This is a genomic window from Kocuria sp. ChxB, from assembly GCF_044359605.1.
Taxonomy (GTDB): domain Bacteria; phylum Actinomycetota; class Actinomycetes; order Actinomycetales; family Micrococcaceae; genus Kocuria; species Kocuria rhizophila.
This window is the reverse complement of record NZ_CP121123.1, coordinates 1-21233: the sequence shown is the minus strand read 5'-3', so window position 1 is coordinate 21233 and position 21233 is coordinate 1. Positions and strand designations below refer to the sequence as shown.

Genomic DNA, 21233 nt, shown 5'->3' with positions numbered 1-21233 from the left:
AGGGTGTCAGGACCCGTTCTGCACGGAGTGGTAGAACGTGAAGCGGAACTTGCCGATCTGCACCTCGTCACCGTTCTCGAGCACCTTGGTGTTCACGCGGTCGCTGTTGACGTACGTGCCGTTGAGCGAGGCCTGGTCCACGATCTCGAAGGTGTTGTTGCGGCGGATGAACTCCGCGTGCCGCCGGGAGACGGTGACGTCGTCCAGGAACACGGAGCACGCGGGGTGGCGTCCGGCCACGACCTCGTCCCGGTCCAGCAGGAAGCGCGCACCCGTCAGCCCACCGTTGGTCTCGAGCAGCAGAGCAGACCCCGGGGGAAGCGAGGCCACGGCGTTCTGCTCACCCTCGGTGAGTTTGTGGTGCGCGGCGGTGGAGAGCACGTCCGCGACGATCTGGATGGACGTGGTCTCCGGGCCCGACTGCGCGCCCGAGTTCTCTTGATTAGGCATGGGTTCCCCTCAGCTCACGTGGAAGTTCGAGTCTAGTCCAGCAGCTGCTGGTAGGCCTGCGCGTCCAGCAGGTCGGCCGTGGCGTCCTGGGACTCCACCCGCACCGTGAAGAGCCAGCCGGCCTCGTAGGGTGCGTCGTTGAGCAGCCCCGGGGTGTCCGAGAGCTCGTCGTTGACGGAGACGATCTCACCGCTGACGGGAGCGAAGAGGTCGCTCACGGACTTGGTGGACTCGATCTCCCCCACCACGTCCCCCGCCGTGACGGAGTCCCCGACCTCCGGCAGCTGGACGAAGACGACCTCACCCAGCTCACTCTGGGCGTGGTCGGTGATGCCCACCTTGAAGGTGCTGTCGTCGTTGAGGTCCTGGACCCACTCGTGCTCTGCCGTGTACGCGAGTTCCGCGGGAATGTTGGTCATGCCGGTCAGTTTAGGGCACATACGCGGCAGTAGCGCACATCACACGCGTGCGTGTGCAGTGCAACCGTGTCGCCCTCGCCCAACACGCTCCGTGCGCAGCGCCACGAATGGGTGTCCGGGGGCCGCCACCGGGGTATTTTGGCCCGGTGCCCATCACCGAGGCTTTTCGCCAGGCGGCGATCCGCGTCCACACCCACGGCTCCCGGATCCGCCGGACCGTCCCCACGATGAGGTCCCGCCGGGACCCCCTGCACGTCCACGAGCTGACCCCGGGGCGTTCCGCGCGTCTGATTCTCTCCGCGTTCCTGCTGGCGCTGCTCACGGGAACGGGTCTGCTCATGCTGCCGCTGGCCACGGTGGCCCCGGGCAGCACGGACGTGATCACGGCGGCCTTCACCGCCACCTCGGCGCTGTGCGTCACGGGGCTGATCACCGTGGACACCGCCACGTACTGGACCCCGTTCGGCCAGGTGGTGATCATTTGTCTCATCCAGGTGGGCGGTCTCGGCGTCATGACGTTCACCACCATGCTGGGAATCCTGCTGTCCCGTCGGCTCGGTCTCTCCGCCCGGCTGCTGACCAGCGCGGAGACCAAGTCCGGTGGCGGAGCGCGCCTCGTGGTCGCACGCATCGTGGGGACCACCCTGGTCATCGAGGGCACCGCGGCCACCATCCTGTTCCTGCGGTTCCTGCTGCACTACGACTACTCCGTGGGCACCGCACTGTGGCACGGGGTCTTCCACGCGGTGTCAGCGTTCAACAACGCCGGTTTCGCGCTCTACACGCTCAACGTGATGGACTTCTCGGGCGACGCCGTGGTGCTGCTCACCCTGTCCTCGTGCGTGATCCTGGGCGGCCTGGGTTTCCCGGTCCTCGCCGAGCTGCGGCGGCACATCAGGATTCCGCACCGGTGGAGCATGAACACCCGCCTGGTGCTGTTCGCCACCCCGCTGCTGCTCCTCAGCGGCACCGTGTTCATCCTGGTGCTCGAGTGGAGCAACCCGGCCACCCTCGGGTCGCAGTCCCCCGCCGTCAAGGTGCTCAACGCGTTCTTCCAGTCCACGATCTGCCGCACGGCGGGGTTCAACAGCATCGACATCTCCCAGATGCACCCCGTGTCGTGGCTCGGCATGGACATCCTCATGTTCATCGGCGGTGGCCCTGCGGGCACCGCCGGCGGGCTCAAGGTCACCACGTTCGGCGTGCTGTTCTTCATCGCGCTCACGGAGATCCGGGGCGGTGCCGCCGTGCCGGTGCTCGGCAAGCAGCTCTCCCGCTCCGTGCAGCGCGAGGCGATCACGGTGGTGGTGCTGGCCGCCGGAGCCGTCATCGGAGGGTCCATGCTGCTCATGCTCACGGACCAGTCCCTGGGACTGGACCGGGTGCTGTTCGAGGTGGTCTCCGCGTTCTCCACGGTGGGTCTGAGCACCGGGATCACGCCCGCACTGGAGCCCTTTGCCCAGTGCGTGCTGATCGCCCTGATGGTCATGGGCCGGCTGGGTCCGGTCACCGTGGCCGCCGCGATCGCCTACGGTCGACGTCCGCCCTCGTTCGGCCTGCCCAAGGAACGGCCGCTCATCGGCTGATCCACACGCTCCCGCGCTGATCCGGCACGACGCCGCGCAGCGCTTTCCCGGCATCCCGCCGCCGCAGGACGCCCCACCCCGGAAGGAAGTCCCATGTTCGGTTCCCAACTCTCCGACATCTCCCGTCGAGGCATGTCCGACGCCGTGGCCGTGATCGGGCTGGGTCGGTTCGGGGGTGCCCTCGCCCTGGAGCTCATGCGCAACGAGACCGACGTGCTGGGCATCGACCACGACCAGGCCACCGTGCAGCGCTTCAACGGCAAGCTGACCTCGGTGGTGCGCGCGGACGCCACGGACGAGGACGTGCTGCGCGAGCTGTCCGTGGACGAGTTCGAGCGCGTGGTGGTGGGCATCGGCTCCAACATCGAGGCGAGCATCCTCACCGCGTCCCGGCTCGTGAAGTTCGGGTGCCCCGGCATCTGGGCCAAGGCCCTCACCGAGCCGCACGCCGAGATCCTCACGCAGCTGGGCGTGCAGAACGTGGTCAACCCCGAGAGCGACATGGGCACCCGGGCAGCGCACCTGGTGCAGCACCGGATCCTGGACTTCGTGCCGATCGACGACGGCCACGCGCTGGTCCGCTGCACCCCGCCGGAACCCATCCAGCAGCGCCCCATGGACCTGCTGAACGTGAGGCAGCGGCTGGGGGTCTCGGTCGTGGCCGTGTGCCGCCCGGGCGGGCAGTGGGAGCCCATCGAGGCCGGGACCATGCTCTACGACGACGACCAGATCCTGGTGACGGGGCCCACCCGGAAGGTGGAGCACTTCTCCAACCTCACCTGACCGGCCACTCCCCCGACGTTCGGATCCGTCCGCCCCTGAGGCGGCGATGAACCTGCCGCACCGGGCCCGGGCATCGCCGCAGGTCTCCCAGGACCGTGCGCGGCAGGACTGCGGGTCTCACAGGAACCGGGTGAGGCGGAGCAGCTCGCGTGCGGCGGCCGGAGCTGGGGACCGGTTGACGATACCCGTGAGATCCACGGGCACGGCGGCGTCGTTCTCCGGGCCGATGGCCACGACCACCGAGTGCGGCGCCGCGCCCGCCGGCCGCGGTGCCCGCTCGACCGTGACGAACCCTGCCACGGAGTGCGCCACGTAGCGGCGGGCTCCGCGGACCGTGGCCACGTCCACCACGGCCTTGACGCGGTAGACCTCGTCCGGGGGATCCTCCAGCAGGTCCGCGAGCGCCGCCGGGTCCACCGTGGCGGGCACGTCCAGGCTCGCGGCGCGGTGGTGGACGTGGTGCGCGTGCCCACCGGCGGTGCCGAGCTCCCACAGCGGTAGCTGGCCGCCCTCGGGCACGGCACGCTCTGCGGCATCGAAGAACAGTCGCGGGTCCACGGCTCCCCACGGTGCGTCGAGCACCATGGCGTGGGGATTGGCCTGCGCGACCCGCTCGCGCACGCGCGCGGACTCGTGGGGCTCCGCCACGTCCGTCCTGGTGAGCAGCACGAGCGCCGCGGCCTTGACGTGCTGCGCGAGGTCCCAGCCACGCTGCTCGGCGTGGGGCACGTGGGCGGCGTCGACGACCTCCACGAGACCGCCGAAGCGGACGGAGTCCACGGTGCTGCCCAGCACGAGCTGGAGCAGCGCGGGCGGTTCCGCGATCCCCGAGCCCTCGATGACGATGGCGTCGAGGTCCAGTGCCGGGCGGGACAGGGTGCGCAGGGCGTCGTCCAGCTGCGCGGGGTCCTGCAGGCAGCACAGGCAGCCGCCCGCGATCGACAGGGGTTCCGTCACGTGGCCCGCCACGAGACCGGCGTCCACGTTCACGTCCCCGAAGTCGTTGATCACCACTCCCACACGGCCCCCGCCCGTGGCCAGGACGTGGTTGAGCACGGTGGTCTTGCCGGCGCCCAGGTAGCCGGTGAGGATCAGCACGGGGACGGTACGGGTCACGGGGCTCCTTCCACGCGGTGCGATGACGTGGGGGCGTTGCGCCGCGGGCACCGCAGGCCACCGCCACCACGGACCGACGGTGTTCTGTTCACGGGGCCAGCAGTGTGCCCCGGCCGAGCCGCAGTACGCAAGACGTCATCCGCGCGCGGCCGAGCTGAGCCGGTCCACCGCCTCCACGATCGTGTCCGGGGAGCACGCCAGGTTCATGCGCGCGAAACCCGCTCCCCCGGCGCCGAACGTGGGGCCTGATGACAGCGCCACCTTGGCGTGCTCCGCCGCGTGCTCGGCAGGGTCATCCCCCCAGTCCAGGTCCCGCATGTCGAGCCAGGCCAGGTACGTGGCGCTGCCCCGGCGGAACCGGACCTGCGGCAGCTTGTCCGCGAGCTGGCGCTCGAGCAGCGCGATGTTGCTCTCGATCACCTCGATGGTCGCGTCCAACCAGTCCGTGGCGTGCCGGAAGCCCTCCTGCGTGGCCAGCAGGCCCATGATCCCCGTCCGGTAGGACACGGCGTCGGGCACCGTGGCCAGCCACTGGGCCATGGGCTCGGAGTCCACCACGAACATGGCGGCCTTGAGCCCCGCGAGGTTGAAGGCCTTGCTCCCGGAGGCCGCCGCGACACCGTGCCGACGGGCGGCGTCGGACACGGACAGGTACGGGGTGAAGGTGGCGCCGCGGTGCGTGAGCGGTGCGTGGATCTCGTCGCTCACCACGTGGGCGCCGCGCCGCTCCACGATCTCGGCGAGCTCCGTCAGCTCCTCGCGGGCGTGGACCAGGCCCAGCGGGTTGTGGGGGTTGCACAGCAGCACCGCGCGGGCGCCCGCGGCCAGCGCGGCGTCGATGCCGGGCAGGTCCAGACGGTACGCGGCGCCGTCGTCCTGCAGCGGGACCTCCACCGGGCGGCCCCCCGCCTCCGCGACCAGGTGGTAGAACGGTGCGTACACCGGCGGGGTGAGGACCACGCCCTCGCCTGGGCGGATGAGCCGGCGCAGCGCCTCGACGATCACCACGGTGACGTCCGTGGTGTACATGATGCGCTCGGGGTCTGGCCGCCAGCCCCAGCGTGCGGCCGCGAAGTCCGCGTACGCCTGCGCCGCACCGCGGTCCGCCGTGGCCGCGTATCCCGTGTCGTTGTTCTCGATCGCGGCCTCCAGCGCGGCCTTGACCGGGGGCGGCGTGGGGAAGTCCATCTCCGCGATGAACATGGGCAGGACGTCCTCGGGGTAGCTGCGCCACTTGGTGCTCGTGCGTCGGCGCAGGGAGGGCATCTGGTCGGCGGTGGTCATGGGGTCCCTTCGAACGGTGCGCGGCCGGGACGTCACGAGCTGGTGAGCTTGTGGGCCTGCCCCAGCCGCAACAGGTCCAGCGTCTTCTCCTGCTCCTCGGCGCGCTCGCACAGCCGCCGCAGCAGATCACGGTCCAGCCTGTCGTCCGGAGCCTCCAGGAGCATTCGCCACCCTAGCCGCTTCGCGTGGACGGCGGCCACGAGAGCCTCCAGCTCCTCGATGTCGGACAGCGGCGAGCGCCTGCTGATCCGTTCGTTCGGCTTGAGCCGCGCGAGCCTCTCGGCCGCGCGCGCGGGAAGGTCCTTGAGCCCCGCCGGCTGGACCCCCACCGAGGCCATGACCTGTTCCAGGGCGACCTGGTCCTGCGCGATGTCCTCCGCCATGCGACCCACCGCCTCGCGCACCTCGGCGTCCCCGTGGAACTCGGCCACGCGGCGGAACGCGTCCACTCCCGCGGCCGATCCGGCGTGGTGGTCCTGCAGGTAGGTGGTGATGACGCTGCTCATGGTGCTTCCCTTCCTCTGTGTGCTTCCAGCCAAGCACGCCACCCCACCACCCCACCACCCCCGGGCGGGTGCGGGTCGGTCGGACGACGCCGCGCGTCACGGCGCCGCGGGAGGCACCCCCGCGGCGTCGTCCGGCCGCGTCGTCCGGAGGTGGTCACCGGGGCGCTGCGTCATACTGGGGGCGACGCCGCGCGGGGGACGTGGCCGCGGCACCGAGGCTTCACGATCTGGGGGGGATCATGACACCGGAGACTTTCATCGACTTCACCGCGCCCAACGGCATGCGGTCCTGGTACCACGTGTGGCGCACGGGCACCGCGGGGTTCCTGTACTACTTCGACGGCGACTACTGGGACCTGGACGACACCTCGATCAACTGGCCCGAGGAAGGGGACCTCGCCCGGCTCGCCGTGGCGGCGCAGGCCCGGAACCTCATGCTCGTGGCCGTGAACACCCCGGACACGGACGGCCGCGGGGACGGGTACACGTGGTGGGAGGACTGCAAGGGCAACGGCAAGTTCTTCCGTGCGCTGCACGAGCACCTCGTGGCGCGGCACCCGGACGTGGACTCCTCGACCATCTGGCTGATCGGCTACAGCGGGGGCGCGGAGTTCATCACCTACGAGCTGCTCGACCGCGGCATCGAGGGCATGGCCCGCGGCGGGGCCGTCATCATCGGGGGCGGCGGGGCCGACGCGCCGGTGGCCTGCAAGAAGAAGGCCCGCCCCTGCATCGGCTCCACCGCCATGCACTGGTGGGTGGGTGAGCTGGACGTGGACGGCGCCACCAACCCGCCCGAGTGGAGCGCGCTGGGCGCCGCCGAGGAGGGCGTGGCGGCGTACCGTGCGGCGGGTTTCGACACCCACCTCCACGTGCTGCCGGGCGTGGACCACGAGGGGTACGACGCCGTGGCGTGCCTGTCCCACGCGCTGGCGCCGGTGTCGCGCACGGCGGGGCTGCGCGCTGCACTGTCCGACGGGTGGGTGCGGCTCACGAAGAACACGTGAGGGGCCTGGCAGGCACGAAAAACCCCGGTAGGACGACCGTCCTACCGGGGTGATTGGTCGGGATGACAGGATTTGAACCTGCGACCCCTTGACCCCCAGTCAAGTGCGCTACCAAGCTGCGCCACATCCCGCGACCGTGCTCAGCCCTGGGGAACCAGCGCCGAACACTTGGGATACATTACCCCACCCGGTCACGATTTTCACATCGACCGCGCGCTCCCCCCCCGCGCGGTGACCTGCCTGCCCGGGGCCGGGGCGGCGTCGTCCCCGCTCCCGCCCGGCAGCGCAACGGGCCGCCCCCGGAGAAACCCGAGGACGGCCCGTCAGCGGAACGGCGGGGACTCAGCGCTTGCGCTGGCGCTTCTCCCGCACGCGCATGGTGACCTCCAGCGGGGTGCCCTCGAACCCGAACGTCTCGCGGATGCGGCGCTGGATGAACCGGCGGTAGCCGGGGTCCAGGAAGCCCGTGGTGAACAGCACGAACTTGGGCGGCCGGGAGGCCACCTGCGTGCCGAACAGGATGCGGGGCTGCTTGCCGCCGCGCACGGGGTGCGGGTGGGCGGCCACGATCTCCCCCAGGAACGCGTTGAGGCGCCCGGTGGGGATGCGGCGGTCCCACGAGTCCAGGGCCGTGTGCAGCGCGGGGACCAGCTTGTCCTTGTGCCACCCGGTCTTGGCGGACATGTTCACGCGCGGAGCCCAGGCCACGTGGGCCAGGTCCCGCTCGATCTCGCGCTCCAGGTAGAAGCGGCGCTCCTCGTCCAGGGTGTCCCACTTGTTGAACGCGAGCACCAGGGCGCGCCCGGAGTCCACGGCCATCTGCAGGATGCGGACGTCCTGCTCGGAGAGCACCTCGTCCACGGCGAGCAGCACCACCGCCACCTCGGCGCGCTCCAGCGCGGTCTGCGTGCGCAGGGACGCGTAGAAGTCCGCGCCCTGCTGCAGGTGCACGCGGCGGCGGATGCCCGCGGTGTCGATGAAGCGCCACGGCTCCCCGCCGAGCATCACGATCTCGTCCACCGGGTCCCGCGTGGTGCCCGCGGTCGGGTCCACGACCACACGGTCCGAGCCGGCCAGCTTGTTGAGCAGGGAGGACTTGCCCACGTTGGGGCGCCCGATCAGCGCCACGCGCCGCGGCCCGCCCTCGAGCTCCGCCTCGGCCACCTCGGAGAACTCCGGCAGCGCCTTGACCAGGGCGTCCAGCGCGTCGCCCGAGCCCTTGCCGTGCAGCGCGGACACCGGGAACGGCTCCCCCATGCCCAGGGACCACAGCGCGGTGGCCTCGATCTCCAGCTGCGGGGAGTCCGCCTTGTTGGCCACCACGATGATGGGCTTCTTCACGCGGCGCAGCATGCTCACCACGGCCTCGTCGGTCGCGGTCACGCCCACGGTCACGTCCAGCACGAGCAGCACGGCGTCCGCGTTCTCCACGGCCAGCTCGGCCTGGTCCGCCACGCGCTTGTTGATGCCCTTGGCGTCCTGCTCCCAGCCGCCGGTGTCCACCAGGGTGAAGTTCTTGCCGTTCCACTCCGCCTTGTAGGAGACACGGTCACGGGTCACGCCCGGGGTGTCCTCCACCACGGCCTCGCGGCGACCGATCACGCGGTTGACCAGCGTGGACTTGCCCACGTTGGGGCGGCCCACCACGGCCACCACGGGATCGGGGCGGCGGGCGTCCCGGTCCTCCTCGCCGTCGATCCAGTCCGCGAGCAGCGCGGCGTCCTCGTCGTCCAGCTCGTAGTCGGCCAGTCCCTCGCGCAGTGCCTGCGCACGGGCCTCGGCCTCGGTGTCGTCGATCGCGGCCAGGCGCTGCGAGATGTCCTCGTTGCCCCCGCCCAGCACGGACTGCTCGTAGGAGTCCACCGTGGGCTCGTCGGGTGCGCTCATGGTTGCCTCGCTTCCTCGGGGGCGTCAGCGCCCGTCTCGTCGGGGGCCGTGGCGGCCCCCTCGTGTGTCGTGTCCGTGGTGCGGATGACCAGGTCGATCACGCCCTGCACGGTCTGTTCCATGGTCAGTTCGGAGGAGTCCAGCAGGTGCACGCCGTCCTGCGCGTTCATGAAGTCCACCACGGTGGCGTCCTTCGCATCACGGCCCACCACCTGCGCCTCCAGGTTCGACGACGCCGCCGCGCCCAGCTGCCGGCCGCGCCGCGCCATCCGCGCCGCTTCCGAGGCGGTGAGCAGGATCCGCACGTCCGCGTCCGGGGCCACCACCGTGGTGATGTCCCGACCCTCGGCCACGATCCGGAATCCGCTGTCCCGGATGATGTCCTGCTGCATGCGCACCAGCACCTCCCGGGCGGGGACGATCGTGGAGACCCGGGAGACGTTGTCCGTGACCAGGTCCCCGCGGATCGCGGAGCGGACGTCCTCGCCGTTGACCAGGATGCGCTCCTCGTCCGGGTCCGTGCCCATCTCCAGCGGCACCGTCTCGGTGGCCGCCACCACGGCCTCGTGGTCGTCGAAGCTCACCCCCGAGTCCAGGCACCACCACGTCACCGCGCGGTACATCGCCCCGGTGTCCAGGTAGGCGAGCCCGAACCGCCGCGCCACCTCCTTGGACACCGAGGACTTCCCGGACCCCGAGGGCCCGTCGACCGCGATGACCAGCCGTGCGCTCTCATCCCGTGCGTTCATCACTGCACCACCTTCCAGCCGCGTGTCTGCAGCTCCTCCACGAGGTCCGCGTGCCGGCTCGGCTCCACCGAGACGGTCACGAGACCCACGGGCTGCCCGGGCGAGTGCTCCAGGCGCATGTCCTCCAGGTTGACCCCGATCTCCCCGATCTCCGTGAGGAGACGGGCGATCTGACCGGGCGTGTCGTCCACGGCCACCGTGAACGTGGCGAAGGCCTTGGGTGCCCCGCCGTGCTTGCCCGGGATCCGGGCCTGGCCGGCGTTGCCCTCGGCCATCAGCCGGGCAATGTCCAGGCGTGCACCGTCCGCGTCCGGCGCCTCCAGTGTGGCGATCAGCCGCTCCACGTCCTCCCGGACCTGGTGGAGGGACCGCACCACGGGCTGCGCGTTGGCAGAGAGGATCTGCACCCACAGCCCCGGGTCGGAACCCGCGATCCGCGTGGTGTCCCGCAACCCCTGCCCAGCCAGGGACAGCTGGTGCAGCGGGGTCTCCTGCAGCCGCGAGGCCAGAAGCGAGGACATCACCTGCGGCAGGTGGGAGATCAGCGCGACGGTCTCGTCGTGCTCCGCGGGCTCCATCACGGTCAGGGTCGCCCCCAGGTCCACCGCGAGGTTCTTGGCCGCGGTCACCGCGGCGGCTCCCGTGGCGGGGCCGGGGCAGACCACCCACGGCATGGACGTGAACAGCTCACCGCGCGCCGCCACCGGCCCGGACTTCTCGCGCCCGGCCATGGGATGGGTGCCCACGTACCGGGTGAGGTCCGCGCCCGCCGCCGCGACGGCGTCGAGAATGGGGGCCTTGACGGAGGCGATGTCCAGCACCACGGCGTGCGGGTGCTCGGCCAGCGCCTCGACGACCAGCTCGGCGACCACGTCCGGCGGTGCGGCGACCACCACGAGCGCGGGCTCGGGGGGCTCCTCCCCCGCACTGCGGAGTGCGCGGACGGAGCGGCCCGCGCCGATGTCCTGGGCCACGGCCTCCGTGGTGGGCGAGGCGTCCCGGATCAGGACCTCCACCTCCAGGTGGCGCAGCCCCAGCCCGATGCTCGCCCCGAGCAGACCGGAGCCCACCACCAGCACGGGGCCGGTGCTCGTGGGTGCGGTGGGAACCACGCTCACATCCCCACGGACGCGAGGAGGTTGCCCACCTCGGTGTGCGAGAGCTTGCGCACCGTGCCCTGCTTCTGGTCGCCGATCGCGATGGGGCCCACGTGGGTGCGCGCGAGCTTCTCCACGGGGTGGTCCACGGCGTCGAACATGCGGCGCACGATCCGGTTGCGCCCGGAGTGCAGCACCACCTCGATGAGCACGTGGCCCGGGGTGGAGTCCACCAGGCGGAAGTCGTCCACCTTGGCCACGCCGTCCTCCAGGCGGATGCCCTCCTTCATCTGGTTGCCGATGCCCTTCTCCACGGGGCCGTGCACCTGGACCATGTAGGTCTTGGGCACCTCGTAGGAGGGGTGGGTGAGCCGGTTGGTCAGCTCGCCGTCGTTGGTGAGCAGCAGCAGACCCTCGGTCTCCACGTCCAGGCGCCCCACGTGGAACACGCGCTGGTGCTTGCGCGGGTCCAGGTAGTCGCTCACGCAGCGGCGCCCGTCCGGGTCCTCCATGGTGGAGACCACGCCGGCGGGCTTGTTGAACGCGTAGTACACGAGCCTCTCGTCCGTCTGGATGCGCATGCCGTCCACGTGCACGGCCTGCAGCGCGGGGTCCACGCGCACGCCGAGCTCCGTGACGATCTCCCCGTCCACGCTCACGCGGCCGTCCTGGATCATCTCCTCGCACACGCGGCGGCTCGCCACGCCGGCCTGCGCCATGAGTTTCTGCAGCCGCACGCCGTTCTCGTCGTGGACCTCCAGCCGGTCCACGGGCGGGTTCTTGGGACGACGCCGCCGGTGCGGGCCGTGCTCCTTGATCGCCGAGGCGCGGCGCTCGTACTTGTCCACGCCCGCGAAGGCGCGGGGCTTCTGCGGGCCCTTCTGGGCGGCACCGGCCTTGGGCTTGCCCGGCCCCTTGCCCGCGGGGCCCTTGCCGCGCGCGGCGCCCGGACCCTTGGCGCCGGGGCCCTTGGCGTAGCCGCGGCCGCCGGCGGCGTCGCCGGAGCCCTTCTTGCCGGGGCCGGAGCGGAAGCCGCCCTTGGGCCCGGCCTTGGAGCCCTTGCCGCGGCCCTGGGGACCGCGGGCGCCTCCGCCGCGGGGTGCGTTGCCGTGTGATGAAGCCATGCGTTGTTCAGTCCTCTATCTCGTCGAGTTGGTCGGTTCCGGGCAGCAACGGTGCGATGTCCGGCAGCTCGTCCAGCGAGCCGAGACCGAGCTTCTCCAGGAAAAGGGGGGTGGTGGTGTACAGGACGGAGCCGGACGACTCCTCCCGCTCGTGGGCCGAGAGCAGGCCGCGCTGCACCAGGGTGCGCACCACGCCGTCCACGTTCACGCCACGGATCGCGGAGACCCGCGATCGCGACACGGGCTGCAGGTAGGCCACCACCGCCAGCGTCTCCAGCGCCGCCTGGGAGAGCCGCGAGCTGCTGCCCTCCACCACGAAGTCCGTGACAAGCTGAGCGTGGTCGCTGCGTGCGTAGATCCGCCAGCCCCCGGCCACGTCACGCAGCTCGAACCCGCGCACGCGAGGCGCGGTGGCGCTGGACGGTGAGGGAGCGCCGTCGCGGTGCCCCACGCCGTCCAAGGATCTGGAGGCCGACCGTTCATCATATCCGGCCATGGCACCCTGTTGGGTGGAGGCGGAGGTGTTTCCGGTCACTCCGTCGTACTCGGCCTTGAGGTGCTCCAGTGCGCTGCGCACCCGGTGCTCGGGCTCACCCGTGACCCGGGAGAACTCCGTCAGGCTCACCGGGGCCGCCGCGACCATGAGCACCGCCTCCAGCGCGGAGAGCAACTGGTCGCGTGTCATGCCGTCGGGATGCGACTCGTCGATCCTGGACACCGTATTGGCCGACGACCGTGCGTCGGCGCGTTCCGGGGCCGCCGGGGTGGTGGGTGGCCCGGCGCGGTACGTCTCCGCCGCGGGGGCCGTGGGGGGTGTCTGCTCCGCCACGCGGTCATCCTCTCCTTCGGTACGGTTCACACCGATCCTGTGCGGGACTCATTCTCCCAGGTTTTCGCCGTCCGCGCTCGGGGCGGTCTCCGGCTCGGCGCCCGTGTACTCGCTGCTGAGCGATGCGGCGGACCACTGCTCCGGGCCGTCCCAGCGCACGAGCAGCGCTCCCAGGACGTCCTCCTGGTGCAGCCGGACCACGCGGTCCCGGTACATCTCCAGCAGCGCGAGGAACCGGACCACCACCACCAGCGTGGACTCCGCGTCCGCCACCAGGGAGTGGAACGTGTGGTCCTCCCCGTCCCGCAGGATGTCCGCGAGCACCTCGGCCTCGTCCGCCACCCGCACCTGCGCGCCGTGCAGGTGCGCCACGTCCACCTCCTCGGGCACGTGGCGCTCCGGGTCCAGCGCCGTCACCGCGAGGTGCGCGAGCTGCTCGGGGGTCAGCGTCCACGTGAGCGGGGGCAGGGCCGTGGTGATGGCAGGGTCCAGATCCACCTGGCGGGCGATCCGCACGGACTCGGCGGCGAAACGGACGTTGAGCCGCCCGGCCACCTCCTTGAACGCCTTGTACTGCAGCAGCCGGGCGAACAGCAGGTCCCGGGCCTCGAGCAGCTCCACGTCGTACTCGTCCTCGACCTCGCCGCGCGGCAGCAGCCGGGCGGCTTTCAGGTCCAGCAGGGTGGCCGCGACCACCAGGAACTCGCTGGCCTCGTCCAGGGCCTTGGGCGAGGCGTCCTCCTGCAGGGCGCGCACGTACTGGATGAACTCGTCCGTGACCACCGACAGGGAGACCTGGGTGATGTCCAGCTCGTGCTTCGCGATCAGCGACAGCAGCACGTCGAACGGGCCCTGGAAGTTCTCCAGGGCCACGGTGAAGCCGCCGTGGGACTCCCCCGGCGCCTCGGCAGGGACGGCGACGACGCCGCTCACGCGCCGGGGCGGCGTCGTCGTGCGTGGTTCACGGCGCGCCGCCGCGCGAGATGAGCTCGCGGGCGAGCTGGCGGTAGGACTCCGCGCCGGGGTGGTTGCTGGCGAAGGCGAGGATGGGTTCCGCGGCCACGGTGGCGTCCGGGAACTTCACGGTGCGCTTGATGACGGTGTCGAAGACCTTGTCCCCGAACGCGTCCACGATCCGGGCGATGACCTCACGGGAGTGCAGGGTGCGGGAGTCGAACATGGTGGCCAGGACGCCGTCGATCTGCAGCTTGGGGTTGATGCGGTCCTGCACCTTGGAGATGGAGTCCACCAGCAGGGCGACCGCGCGCAGGGCGAAGAACTCGCAGATCAGCGGGATGATCACCCCGTGCGAGGCGGTGAGCGCGTTGACGGTGAGCAGGCCCAGGGAGGGCTGGCAGTCGATGAGGATCACGTCGTAGTGGTCCTCGACCTTGCGCAGCGCGGAGGCGAGCACCTGTTCACGCGCCACCTCGTTGACCAGCTGCACCTCGGCCGCCGAGAGGTCGATGTTGGCGGGCAGCAGGTCCACGTTCTCCACGTGGGTCTGCTGCACCACGTCCCACACGTCCACGGAGCGGTCCATCATCACGTTGTAGACGGTGAGGTCCAGCTCGTGGGGGTTGGAGCCGAAACCGGCGGACAGCGCGCCCTGCGGGTCGAAGTCCACCAGCAGGACCTTGCGGCCCAGCTCCGCGAGCGCGGCGCCCAGGTTGATGGTGGAGGTGGTCTTGCCCACCCCGCCCTTCTGGTTCACCATGGCGATGATGCGCGCGGGGCCGTGCGTGGACAGCTCGGGCGGATCCGGGAAGGTCCGCAGCGGCCGACCGGTGGGGCCTACGGCGTCCGACGCCGCAGCCTGGCTCTGCTGGGGCCTCTCATCACTGGCGTTGCTCACGGGCGACGGCCTTCCTTCCTGGGCGTGGAGTACGGGTCTCGACGCTCCACCCTACCGCCCGTGTCCGCGGCCGCCGGAACAGACCTGGGTCGTCGCCCCAGCCGAGAGCCAGGACTGGCGGGTAGCGCAGCTGCGAGCAGACACGCCGCAGTGACGACCGCCAGCACGGTCGGCACCCCCCGATTCACGAAGAAGGCATGGATCTGCGAGTGGTTGCTCACCGCGAGATACCAGAACGGCACCACGGCGGCCGGCATGGTCAGGACAGCAGCCACAACGAGGCGCTCGGCGCCCCCACGACGGACGGCCAGCACGAGCCCGATCAGAGCTGCCGCGATGCAGCTGATGAGAACCACGTGGGCGGTCGGCACATGTTCCCACCAGTACGACACGTTGCGCGCTATGCCGGCCCCGAAGCTGTCTGTGACACCCGCGGACGACCCGGAGGTACGGAATCCGACATTCTGCTTGACCATGTCAATCGTGCGTTCCAGGCCCAGGAAAGCCGCGCCAAAAGCCCACCGGGAAACCCAGGTGAATCCAAAAGCCGCCGCCCACGCAACCGCGCCGAGCACTCCCCAGCCTGCGGCATGACGCAGGTCGCGGGTCCGGAACCAGGTGGCGGCCGCCAGGACGAAGGTCGACATGGCCCACGGGATCGCGGGAGTGGTGAGCAGATCCACGTAGCAGAAGAGCCCCGCCCCGATGCAGAGTCCGAGGAGACCCCAGTACCGGCCGCGCCCCACTCCAGCTGCCGTGAGGAGGACGTTCAAGAAGATGAAGGCTATGGAGATCGACTGGCTGAAGGACGTCGAGGGTGTGGACAGCATGTTCGTGCCCATGACGAAAGGAAGGAAGAGCGCCAGCGACACAACCGTGGTGGTGCGGGCCCGCGTGGCCACGAACGCTGCGAACAGGGCCACAAGCATCATGGTCCCCGAGACGATGCGCAGCCCGTCCATTCCCACGACAGCAAGGGCCGGCCGGGTGAACACCGTGTAGCCGGCCCAGTACTTGTAGTAGTCCTCGTGGAACACTTCACCGGCGGCAACGGCCTTGATGTCCTCCACTCCGTCATCACAGTTGCCGATCCGCGGCATGCGCACCGCCCGGCTGAAGGCAGATTCTTCGGGATCAGCACCGAGTCCCGTTCCGACCACGACGCACTCCGTGAAAGTGTCCGAGGTGGACCCCATCCGATCACGCATGGAACTGGGCCCGTAGATTCCCTCGTTGATCGCGGAAACGAGATTGTCCACAATGGGCTTGTCAGGCACCGCTTGACCAACCACGAGAAGCCCGAACAGAACGAATTGAAGCGCCACCATGGCACCAGCGATGCGCAGCGCCCGGCCCTTCCACGAGTGCCGTCCGTAGTTGCGGGGAATGGAATAGGAAGTCACAGCTGATCGCGCCCTTCTCCCCGGTCACAGTGTGCATCGGCCACCTCACCAGAGGCAGGGCCACGCTGACTGTCTGCCACGGCCGCCAGCCCATCCGGATCGTACGGGGGCGCTGCCCAGCGCAGGTAGAAGAGCCGGGACATTTCTCGCCGAGTCATGACCACCCCGTTAAGCAAGGCGCCCAGCACCAGGAACACTCCCGCCAGGATCATGAGGGCAGAGGCGAGCAGCGCAGTGGGGAGCCGAGGGACAAGACCGGTCTCCAGGAAGGTCCAGACGACTGGCAGGCCGAGAAAGAGAGCGAGAATGCCGAGGATGAGTGCCAACGCACCATTCACGAGGAACGGGCGCTCCAGGAACAGCAGTTGGGAAAGGATCCGCAGGATTCTGAAACCGTCGTGGTAGGTGCGCAGTTTGCTCTCTGTCCCTTCGGCGCGGTCACGGAAACCGACCTCCACTTCGACCTGTGGCACCCGGGCGTTGACCGCATGAATCGTCAGCTCGGTCTCAATCTCGAATTCTCGAGACAGCGCGGGAAACGACTTCACGAATCGACGTGAGAAGACGCGGTAGCCACTGAGCATGTCCGTGACCGGGTGCCGGAATGCAAAACTCACGATGGAGTTGAAAGCACGGTTCCCGGACTCGTGGCCCGCCCTGTACGCGGTCGTGGACACCTGACGCCGTACTCCCAATACGTGGTCGTACGGTCCGGAGAGCAGTGTGGCGATCATCTTCGGGGCGTGTGCCACGTCGTAGGTGTCGTCTCCGTCGATCAGGAGGTAGACATCTGCGTCGAGATCGGCGAAGGCGCGGCGCACCACGTTTCCTTTGCCTTTCTCCCGTTCGATCCGGACGTGCGCCCCCGCCTCCGCCGCAACCTGGGCGGTGCGATCCGTGGAGCAGTTGTCGTAGACGTACACCTCCGCACGGGGAAGGTGCTGCTTCAAGTCCGAGACAACCTTGCCGATGGCCGCCTCCTCGTTGTGGCACGGCACAATGGCGACGACGGAGTGGTCTGAGGTGGGGCTCAAGGGGGATGTCCTGTCATTTTCACGAAATGGGGAGCGGGTCCGCAGGTCATTCTAGGGTGTTCGTCGCCCGCCCCGGGCCACTGCGTGTGGAAGACGTTTTTCCGGCGCCGCCGGCGGCCCCCCGCCAGGAGTAGGCGGGGGCCGGGCGAGCGCCGAGCGCCGTTCTCGCGACATTTCCGCTCGCGGCGATCGGGCACCGTGGGAGGCACGGGTGCCCCCGCGGCCTGCTCCGCCGGGGTCGGGGCCAGGTGGGGGTCCACCGCGAGCATGGCCTCGTCGAACGGCTCTGCTCCGGACAGCACGCGCTTCATCCGCGCACCGTCGACCTCCTTGACCCAGGTACCGAGCACGATGGTGGCCACCGCGTTGCCGGAGAAGTTGGTGAGAGCACGGGCCTCGGACATGAAGCGGTCGATGCCCACGATGAGGTCCACACCGTCCAGCAGGTCCGGGCGGTGGGACTGCAGCCCGGCGGCGAGGGTGGCGATGCCCGCACCGGTGACGCCCGCCGCGCCCTTGGAGGCGATGATCATGAACACCAGCAGACCGATCTGCTCACCGAGCGCGAGGGGCGTGCCCATGGCGTCGGCCACGAACAGGGATGCCATGGTCAGGTAGATGGCGGTGCCGTCCAGGTTGAAGGAGTAGCCGGTGGGCACCACGATCCCCACGACCGGCTGGGACACGCCCAGGTGCTCCATCTTGGCGATCAGCCGCGGCAGGGCCGCCTCGGACGAGGACGTGGAGAAGATCAGCAGGTACTCGCGGGCAAGGTACTTCATGAGCTTGAAGATGTTCACGCCGCATACGAACTTCAGCAGCAGCCCCAGAACGACCACCACGAACAGGATGCACGTGATGTAGAAGGCCACCATGAGGCCGAGCAAGGAGAACACCGCCTGCAGTCCGGTGGCGCCCACGACCGCCGCGATGGCCCCGAACGCGCCGATCGGCGCGAGCCACATGATCATGGAGAGCAGCTTGAACACGACCGCCTGCAGGTAGCCCACGGCCTTGAGCACCGGCTGACCGGCCGCGCCCATGGACTGCAGGGCAAAGCCCACGAGCAGCGCCACGAGCAGCGTCTGCAGGATCTGCCCGGAGGTCAGGGAGGAGAACAGGGTGGTGGGGATGATCCCCAGGATGAACCCCGTGGTGCCCTCGCCGTGGGACTCCTGGGAGCCGCCGCCCAGTGAGGACTGGTCGAAGTGTGCGTTGGCCAGGTCGAGGCCCGCGCCGGGCTGCACGATGTTGCCGACCACCAGGCCGATCGCGAGCGCGAACGTGGACATCACGATGAAGTACAGCAGGGCCAGACCGCCCACCTTGCCCACCGTGGCGGCCTTGGCCACCGATCCCACGCCCAGCACGATGGTGCAGAAGATCACGGGCGGGATGACCATCTTGATGAGCGCCACGAATCCTGTGCCGAGCGGCTTCAGTGCCACACCCACGGACGGGAACAGCAGTCCGACCACCACCCCGAGCACGACCGCCACGATGACGGCGATGTAGAGGTAGTGGGTGGTGTCGCGCTTCTTCTTGACCGGCGGGTTCGCCTCACGCGCGGCGGGTGGGTGGGACATGATGGCTCCTGGGTGTTCGGTGGTGGAATGGTGACCACCCTCACCCGGGAGCCGACCCCGTGTCTCGTTGTGGTCATATCGTTCATGACCGGCGTCACATCCGGGGTCACCGCTCGTCCACGGTCCACGTCCAGCACGGAGTTCGCACCATGTCCCTGGCCCAACGCTTCCTGGCCCTGCAGCTCGCCCTCGTCGTGGTGATCACCCTGGTGGTGGCGGTCGTGATGGTCGGGCAGACCCGCACCCGGGTCACGGACCGCGCGGAGTCGGTGACCCGGGTGGCCACCACCACCCTCGCGGACGACCCGTTCGTGCGCTCCTCGCTGCTCTCCGCAGACCCGCACGCGCGGCTGCAGCCCGTGGCGTCGGCCGTGGAGCGGGACACGGACGTGGACTTCGTGACCGTCATGACTCCCGAGGGCACGAGGATCACCCACTACGACCCGAGCCGTGTGGGCCAGCAGTACCTCGGGGACCGCACGCACGCGCTCGCGGGCGAGACGTACACCGCCACTGAGGTGGGCCGGCTGGGGCCCTCCGTGCGCACGATCGCCCCGGTGCGGGACGCCGACGGCACGGTGATCGGCCTGGTGTCCTCCGGTGTCCTGCTGGACCGGATCGCGACCGAGAACCGCCGTGAGCTCCCGGGTCTGCTGCTCATCTCGGGGTCGTTGCTCGCCATGTCCTCGCTGATCAGCCTCCTCATGGCCCGCTACCTGCACCGGGTCACGGGCGGGCGCTCCCCCGAGTCCCTGGTGCGCCAGCTCGCCCTCAACCGCGCCGTGCTCTCCGAGGCCCGCGAGGGCCTCGTGCTGCTGGACCGCGACGACCGCCCCGTGCTGGCCAACGCCCGCGCGGCCCAGCTCCTCGGAGTTGACCTCCCTGAGGACCACGGCACGACCGCAGCCGGGGACCGGACCGGATTCGTCGACACGGACTCCGCCGCGGCGGGGCCGAGCCGTTCCGCCGGCGTGGACCGGGGCGCCGGCACGCCGGAACCGCGCGGTCGACGACGCCGCTCCCCACGTCTGCGACGCCGGGTTCCGGTGCGTGCCACCCGTGGCGAGGGACGCCGCTCCCCCGTGTCCGTCCCCCGTCCGGTGGCGGGGCTGCTCGCGGAGGAGACCACGTTCACCGACCGTCGCTGCACCGTGGCCGGGCGCACCCTGGTGGCCACGTGCACGCGAGCGTCCGGGGACGAGACGCTGCGGGTGCTCATGGTCCAGGACCAGACGGAGCTGAGCCGGATGGCCGGTGAGCTCGACCTGGTGCGCACGATGGCCGCGGGGCTGCGAGCGCAGACCCACGAGCACGCCAACCGGCTGCACACCGTGGTGTCGCTCCTGGAGCTCGAGCGCTACCCCCAGGCCCTGGAGTTCGCGTCCGCCACCGCCCAGCTGTCCGTCCGGGTGGGTGACACCGTGACCCGCCACGTCCGGGACCCGTTCCTGGCGGCCCTGCTCATGGGCAAGGCCGCCACCGCCCGCGAGCGCGGGGTGGAGTTCGCGGTGCTGACCCACGGGCAGATCCCGGTGCTGGCCGTCGAGCCCTCGGACCTGGTGAGCGTGGTCGGCAACCTCGTGGACAACGCGGTGGACGCGGCCGCGGGAGTGCACCATCCGGGTGCCGTGGACGGCTCCGGCGGCGAAACACCCTCCGTGGAGGTCGAGCTCACCACATCGGGTGACGGGCGCTGCGTGCACGTCACGGTCTCGGACAACGGCCCGGGAGTGCCGCAGGACGCACGGGAGCGCATCTTCGAGCACGGGGTCACCAGCAAGCACGAGACGGGTGTGAGCAACGGCGTGGGCCTGCACGTGGCGCGAGGAATCGTCTCGTCCTGGGGCACGTCCATCAGAGTCGAGTGCGATGCGGGGGCGGTCTTCACCGTGGACGTCCCCGCCCTGCACCCCGCGGTCGCTGCGGAGGTGTCCCGGTGATCCGGGTGCTCGTGGTCGAGGACGAGCCCCTCACCGGCGCCGCCCACGCCGAGTACGTGGGACGGTGCGACGGCTTCGAGGTCGTGGGGATCGCACGCACCGGCCGGGCCGCGGTGCTCGCCGTGCGGGAGCGGGCGGCGTCGGGCGAGCCCGTGGACCTGGTGCTGCTGGACGTGAACCTCCCGGACATGTCCGGGCTGGAGGCCGCCCGGGCCCTGCGGGCGCAGCGGTGCGGTGTGGACCTGCTGGTCGTCACCGCGCACCGGGACGTCGCCACGGTGCGTGAGGCCACCTCGGTGGGCGCCGTGGGGTTCCTGGTCAAGCCGTTCTCGTTCCAGGACCTGCGCAGCAGGCTGGAGGCCTATTCCGCCTACCACCGCGCACTGGCCAGCACGAGCCCCGAGGACGCGACGGTGGACCAGCCGCAGCTGGACCGACTGTTCGCCACCCTGAGCGCGGGCAGGCGCGCCTCACCGCCCAAGGGGCTGGCCGCGGACACGCTGGAGAAAGTGGCAGAGGCGCTGAGGCAGACCCCCGAGTTCCGTTCCGCGGGAGAGATCGCCCGAGACCTCGGGCTC

General features: G+C 70.3%; 19 protein-coding genes, 1 tRNA gene and 1 pseudogene. 5 read left to right on the top strand and 16 right to left on the bottom strand.

Annotated features, from left to right (window positions below; genetic code table 11):
* Positions 1-6 precede the first annotated feature (6 nt).
* Both P8S73_RS00105 and gcvH read right to left on the bottom strand, forming a co-directional pair.
* Positions 7-450 (bottom strand): FHA domain-containing protein, encoded by a 444-nt coding sequence (locus tag P8S73_RS00105; protein ID WP_019311010.1) that lies wholly within the window; start codon positions 448-450, stop codon positions 7-9.
* A gap of 32 nt (positions 451-482) precedes the next feature.
* The gene (gene gcvH / locus P8S73_RS00100; protein ID WP_019311009.1) at positions 483-869 is read right to left on the bottom strand and encodes a glycine cleavage system protein GcvH; all 387 of its coding nucleotides are present in this window, start codon (positions 867-869) and stop codon (positions 483-485) included.
* 146 nt (positions 870-1015) lie between these two features.
* On the opposite strand from gcvH, the gene P8S73_RS00095 reads away from it, so the two are divergent.
* Both P8S73_RS00095 and P8S73_RS00090 read left to right on the top strand, forming a co-directional pair.
* Positions 1016-2455: a TrkH family potassium uptake protein gene (locus tag P8S73_RS00095; RefSeq protein WP_083310898.1), complete on the top strand. Its 1440-nt coding sequence runs from the start codon at positions 1016-1018 to the stop codon at positions 2453-2455.
* Positions 2456-2548: 93 nt separating this feature from the next.
* Positions 2549-3238 carry a TrkA family potassium uptake protein gene (locus P8S73_RS00090; RefSeq protein WP_019311007.1) on the top strand — a complete coding sequence of 230 codons (690 nt, stop codon included), beginning with the start codon at positions 2549-2551 and terminating at the stop codon, positions 3236-3238.
* Between the two features lie 117 nt (positions 3239-3355).
* On the opposite strand, the gene P8S73_RS00085 is transcribed toward P8S73_RS00090, so the two are convergent.
* The 3 genes from P8S73_RS00085 to P8S73_RS00075 all read right to left on the bottom strand — a co-directional run bounded on the left by P8S73_RS00085 (position 3356) and on the right by P8S73_RS00075 (position 6144).
* Positions 3356-4354 (bottom strand): CobW family GTP-binding protein, encoded by a 999-nt coding sequence (locus P8S73_RS00085; protein WP_396350419.1) that lies wholly within the window; start codon positions 4352-4354, stop codon positions 3356-3358.
* A 135-nt stretch (positions 4355-4489) separates the two neighbouring features.
* Positions 4490-5638 (bottom strand): MalY/PatB family protein, encoded by a 1149-nt coding sequence (locus P8S73_RS00080; RefSeq protein WP_396350418.1) that lies wholly within the window; start codon positions 5636-5638, stop codon positions 4490-4492.
* 32 nt (positions 5639-5670) lie between these two features.
* On the bottom strand, positions 5671-6144 hold the full coding sequence (locus P8S73_RS00075; RefSeq protein WP_102613899.1) for a hypothetical protein: 474 nt from the start codon (positions 6142-6144) through the stop codon (positions 5671-5673).
* A gap of 239 nt (positions 6145-6383) precedes the next feature.
* Here P8S73_RS00075 and P8S73_RS00070 point away from each other — a divergent pair, with 239 nt between their 5' ends.
* Positions 6384-7151: a hypothetical protein gene (locus P8S73_RS00070; RefSeq protein WP_121566547.1), complete on the top strand. Its 768-nt coding sequence runs from the start codon at positions 6384-6386 to the stop codon at positions 7149-7151.
* Positions 7152-7205: 54 nt separating this feature from the next.
* Here the strand turns inward: P8S73_RS00070 and P8S73_RS00065 are convergent.
* The 11 genes from P8S73_RS00065 to P8S73_RS00015 all read right to left on the bottom strand — a co-directional run bounded on the left by P8S73_RS00065 (position 7206) and on the right by P8S73_RS00015 (position 18715).
* Positions 7206-7282 (bottom strand) — tRNA-Pro (locus tag P8S73_RS00065).
* Positions 7283-7493: 211 nt separating this feature from the next.
* Positions 7494-9038: a ribosome biogenesis GTPase Der gene (der, locus tag P8S73_RS00060; RefSeq protein ID WP_019310971.1), complete on the bottom strand. Its 1545-nt coding sequence runs from the start codon at positions 9036-9038 to the stop codon at positions 7494-7496.
* Positions 9035-9787, bottom strand: a complete 753-nt coding sequence (gene cmk / locus P8S73_RS00055) for a (d)CMP kinase (RefSeq protein ID WP_019310970.1) — start codon at positions 9785-9787, stop codon at positions 9035-9037. The genes der and cmk overlap by 4 nt, the downstream gene beginning before the upstream one ends.
* Positions 9787-10905 (bottom strand): prephenate dehydrogenase, encoded by a 1119-nt coding sequence (locus P8S73_RS00050; RefSeq protein ID WP_019310969.1) that lies wholly within the window; start codon positions 10903-10905, stop codon positions 9787-9789. Before P8S73_RS00050 ends, cmk begins: the two co-directional genes overlap by 1 nt.
* Entirely contained in the window at positions 10902-12008 is a 1107-nt protein-coding gene (locus P8S73_RS00045) for a pseudouridine synthase (RefSeq protein WP_019310968.1), read from the bottom strand. The genes P8S73_RS00050 and P8S73_RS00045 overlap by 4 nt, the downstream gene beginning before the upstream one ends.
* 7 nt (positions 12009-12015) lie before the next feature.
* Positions 12016-12693 (bottom strand): SMC-Scp complex subunit ScpB, encoded by a 678-nt coding sequence (locus P8S73_RS00040; protein ID WP_100205765.1) that lies wholly within the window; start codon positions 12691-12693, stop codon positions 12016-12018.
* 192 nt (positions 12694-12885) lie between these two features.
* The gene (locus tag P8S73_RS00035) at positions 12886-13770 is read right to left on the bottom strand and encodes a ScpA family protein (protein WP_019310966.1); all 885 of its coding nucleotides are present in this window, start codon (positions 13768-13770) and stop codon (positions 12886-12888) included.
* 28 nt (positions 13771-13798) lie between these two features.
* Entirely contained in the window at positions 13799-14692 is an 894-nt protein-coding gene (locus P8S73_RS00030; RefSeq protein ID WP_059281121.1) for a ParA family protein, read from the bottom strand.
* Positions 14689-16095: a hypothetical protein gene (locus P8S73_RS00025; protein ID WP_128973287.1), complete on the bottom strand. Its 1407-nt coding sequence runs from the start codon at positions 16093-16095 to the stop codon at positions 14689-14691. The genes P8S73_RS00030 and P8S73_RS00025 overlap by 4 nt, the downstream gene beginning before the upstream one ends.
* Positions 16092-17129, bottom strand: coding sequence for a glycosyltransferase (locus P8S73_RS00020; protein WP_019310963.1), 1038 nt, complete (start codon positions 17127-17129; stop codon positions 16092-16094). Before P8S73_RS00020 ends, P8S73_RS00025 begins: the two co-directional genes overlap by 4 nt.
* A complete protein-coding gene (locus tag P8S73_RS00015) occupies positions 17126-18715 on the bottom strand; it encodes a cation:dicarboxylate symporter family transporter (protein ID WP_259921376.1) in 1590 nt (529 codons plus the stop codon). The genes P8S73_RS00020 and P8S73_RS00015 overlap by 4 nt, the downstream gene beginning before the upstream one ends.
* A 149-nt stretch (positions 18716-18864) precedes the next feature.
* Here P8S73_RS00015 and P8S73_RS00010 point away from each other — a divergent pair, with 149 nt between their 5' ends.
* Together P8S73_RS00010 and P8S73_RS00005 are read left to right on the top strand one after the other, a co-directional pair.
* A complete protein-coding gene (locus P8S73_RS00010) occupies positions 18865-20655 on the top strand; it encodes an ATP-binding protein (protein ID WP_396350417.1) in 1791 nt (596 codons plus the stop codon).
* Positions 20580-20951, top strand: a pseudogene (locus P8S73_RS00005) (response regulator); the annotation flags it as partial. The gene P8S73_RS00010 and the pseudogene P8S73_RS00005, both read left to right, overlap by 76 nt.
* Between the last annotated feature and the right edge of the window lie 282 nt (positions 20952-21233).

Bases quoted from the DNA above. Each gene is read 5' to 3' on its own strand.
- P8S73_RS00090 (WP_019311007.1), top strand. From the start codon at position 2,549: ATGTTCGGTTCCCAACTCTCCGACATCTCCCGTCGAGGCATGTCCGAC.
- P8S73_RS00010 (WP_396350417.1), top strand. From the start codon at position 18,865: ATGTCCCTGGCCCAACGCTTCCTGGCCCTGCAGCTCGCCCTCGTCGTG.
- P8S73_RS00080 (WP_396350418.1), bottom strand. From the start codon at position 5,638: ATGACCACCGCCGACCAGATGCCCTCCCTGCGCCGACGCACGAGCACC.
- cmk (WP_019310970.1), bottom strand. From the start codon at position 9,787: ATGAACGCACGGGATGAGAGCGCACGGCTGGTCATCGCGGTCGACGGG.
- P8S73_RS00070 (WP_121566547.1), top strand. From the start codon at position 6,384: ATGACACCGGAGACTTTCATCGACTTCACCGCGCCCAACGGCATGCGG.
- gcvH (WP_019311009.1), bottom strand. From the start codon at position 869: ATGACCAACATTCCCGCGGAACTCGCGTACACGGCAGAGCACGAGTGG.
- P8S73_RS00015 (WP_259921376.1), bottom strand. From the start codon at position 18,715: ATGTCCCACCCACCCGCCGCGCGTGAGGCGAACCCGCCGGTCAAGAAG.
- P8S73_RS00040 (WP_100205765.1), bottom strand. From the start codon at position 12,693: ATGACACGCGACCAGTTGCTCTCCGCGCTGGAGGCGGTGCTCATGGTC.
- P8S73_RS00105 (WP_019311010.1), bottom strand. From the start codon at position 450: ATGCCTAATCAAGAGAACTCGGGCGCGCAGTCGGGCCCGGAGACCACG.
- P8S73_RS00075 (WP_102613899.1), bottom strand. From the start codon at position 6,144: ATGAGCAGCGTCATCACCACCTACCTGCAGGACCACCACGCCGGATCG.
- P8S73_RS00045 (WP_019310968.1), bottom strand. From the start codon at position 12,008: ATGGCTTCATCACACGGCAACGCACCCCGCGGCGGAGGCGCCCGCGGT.
- der (WP_019310971.1), bottom strand. From the start codon at position 9,038: ATGAGCGCACCCGACGAGCCCACGGTGGACTCCTACGAGCAGTCCGTG.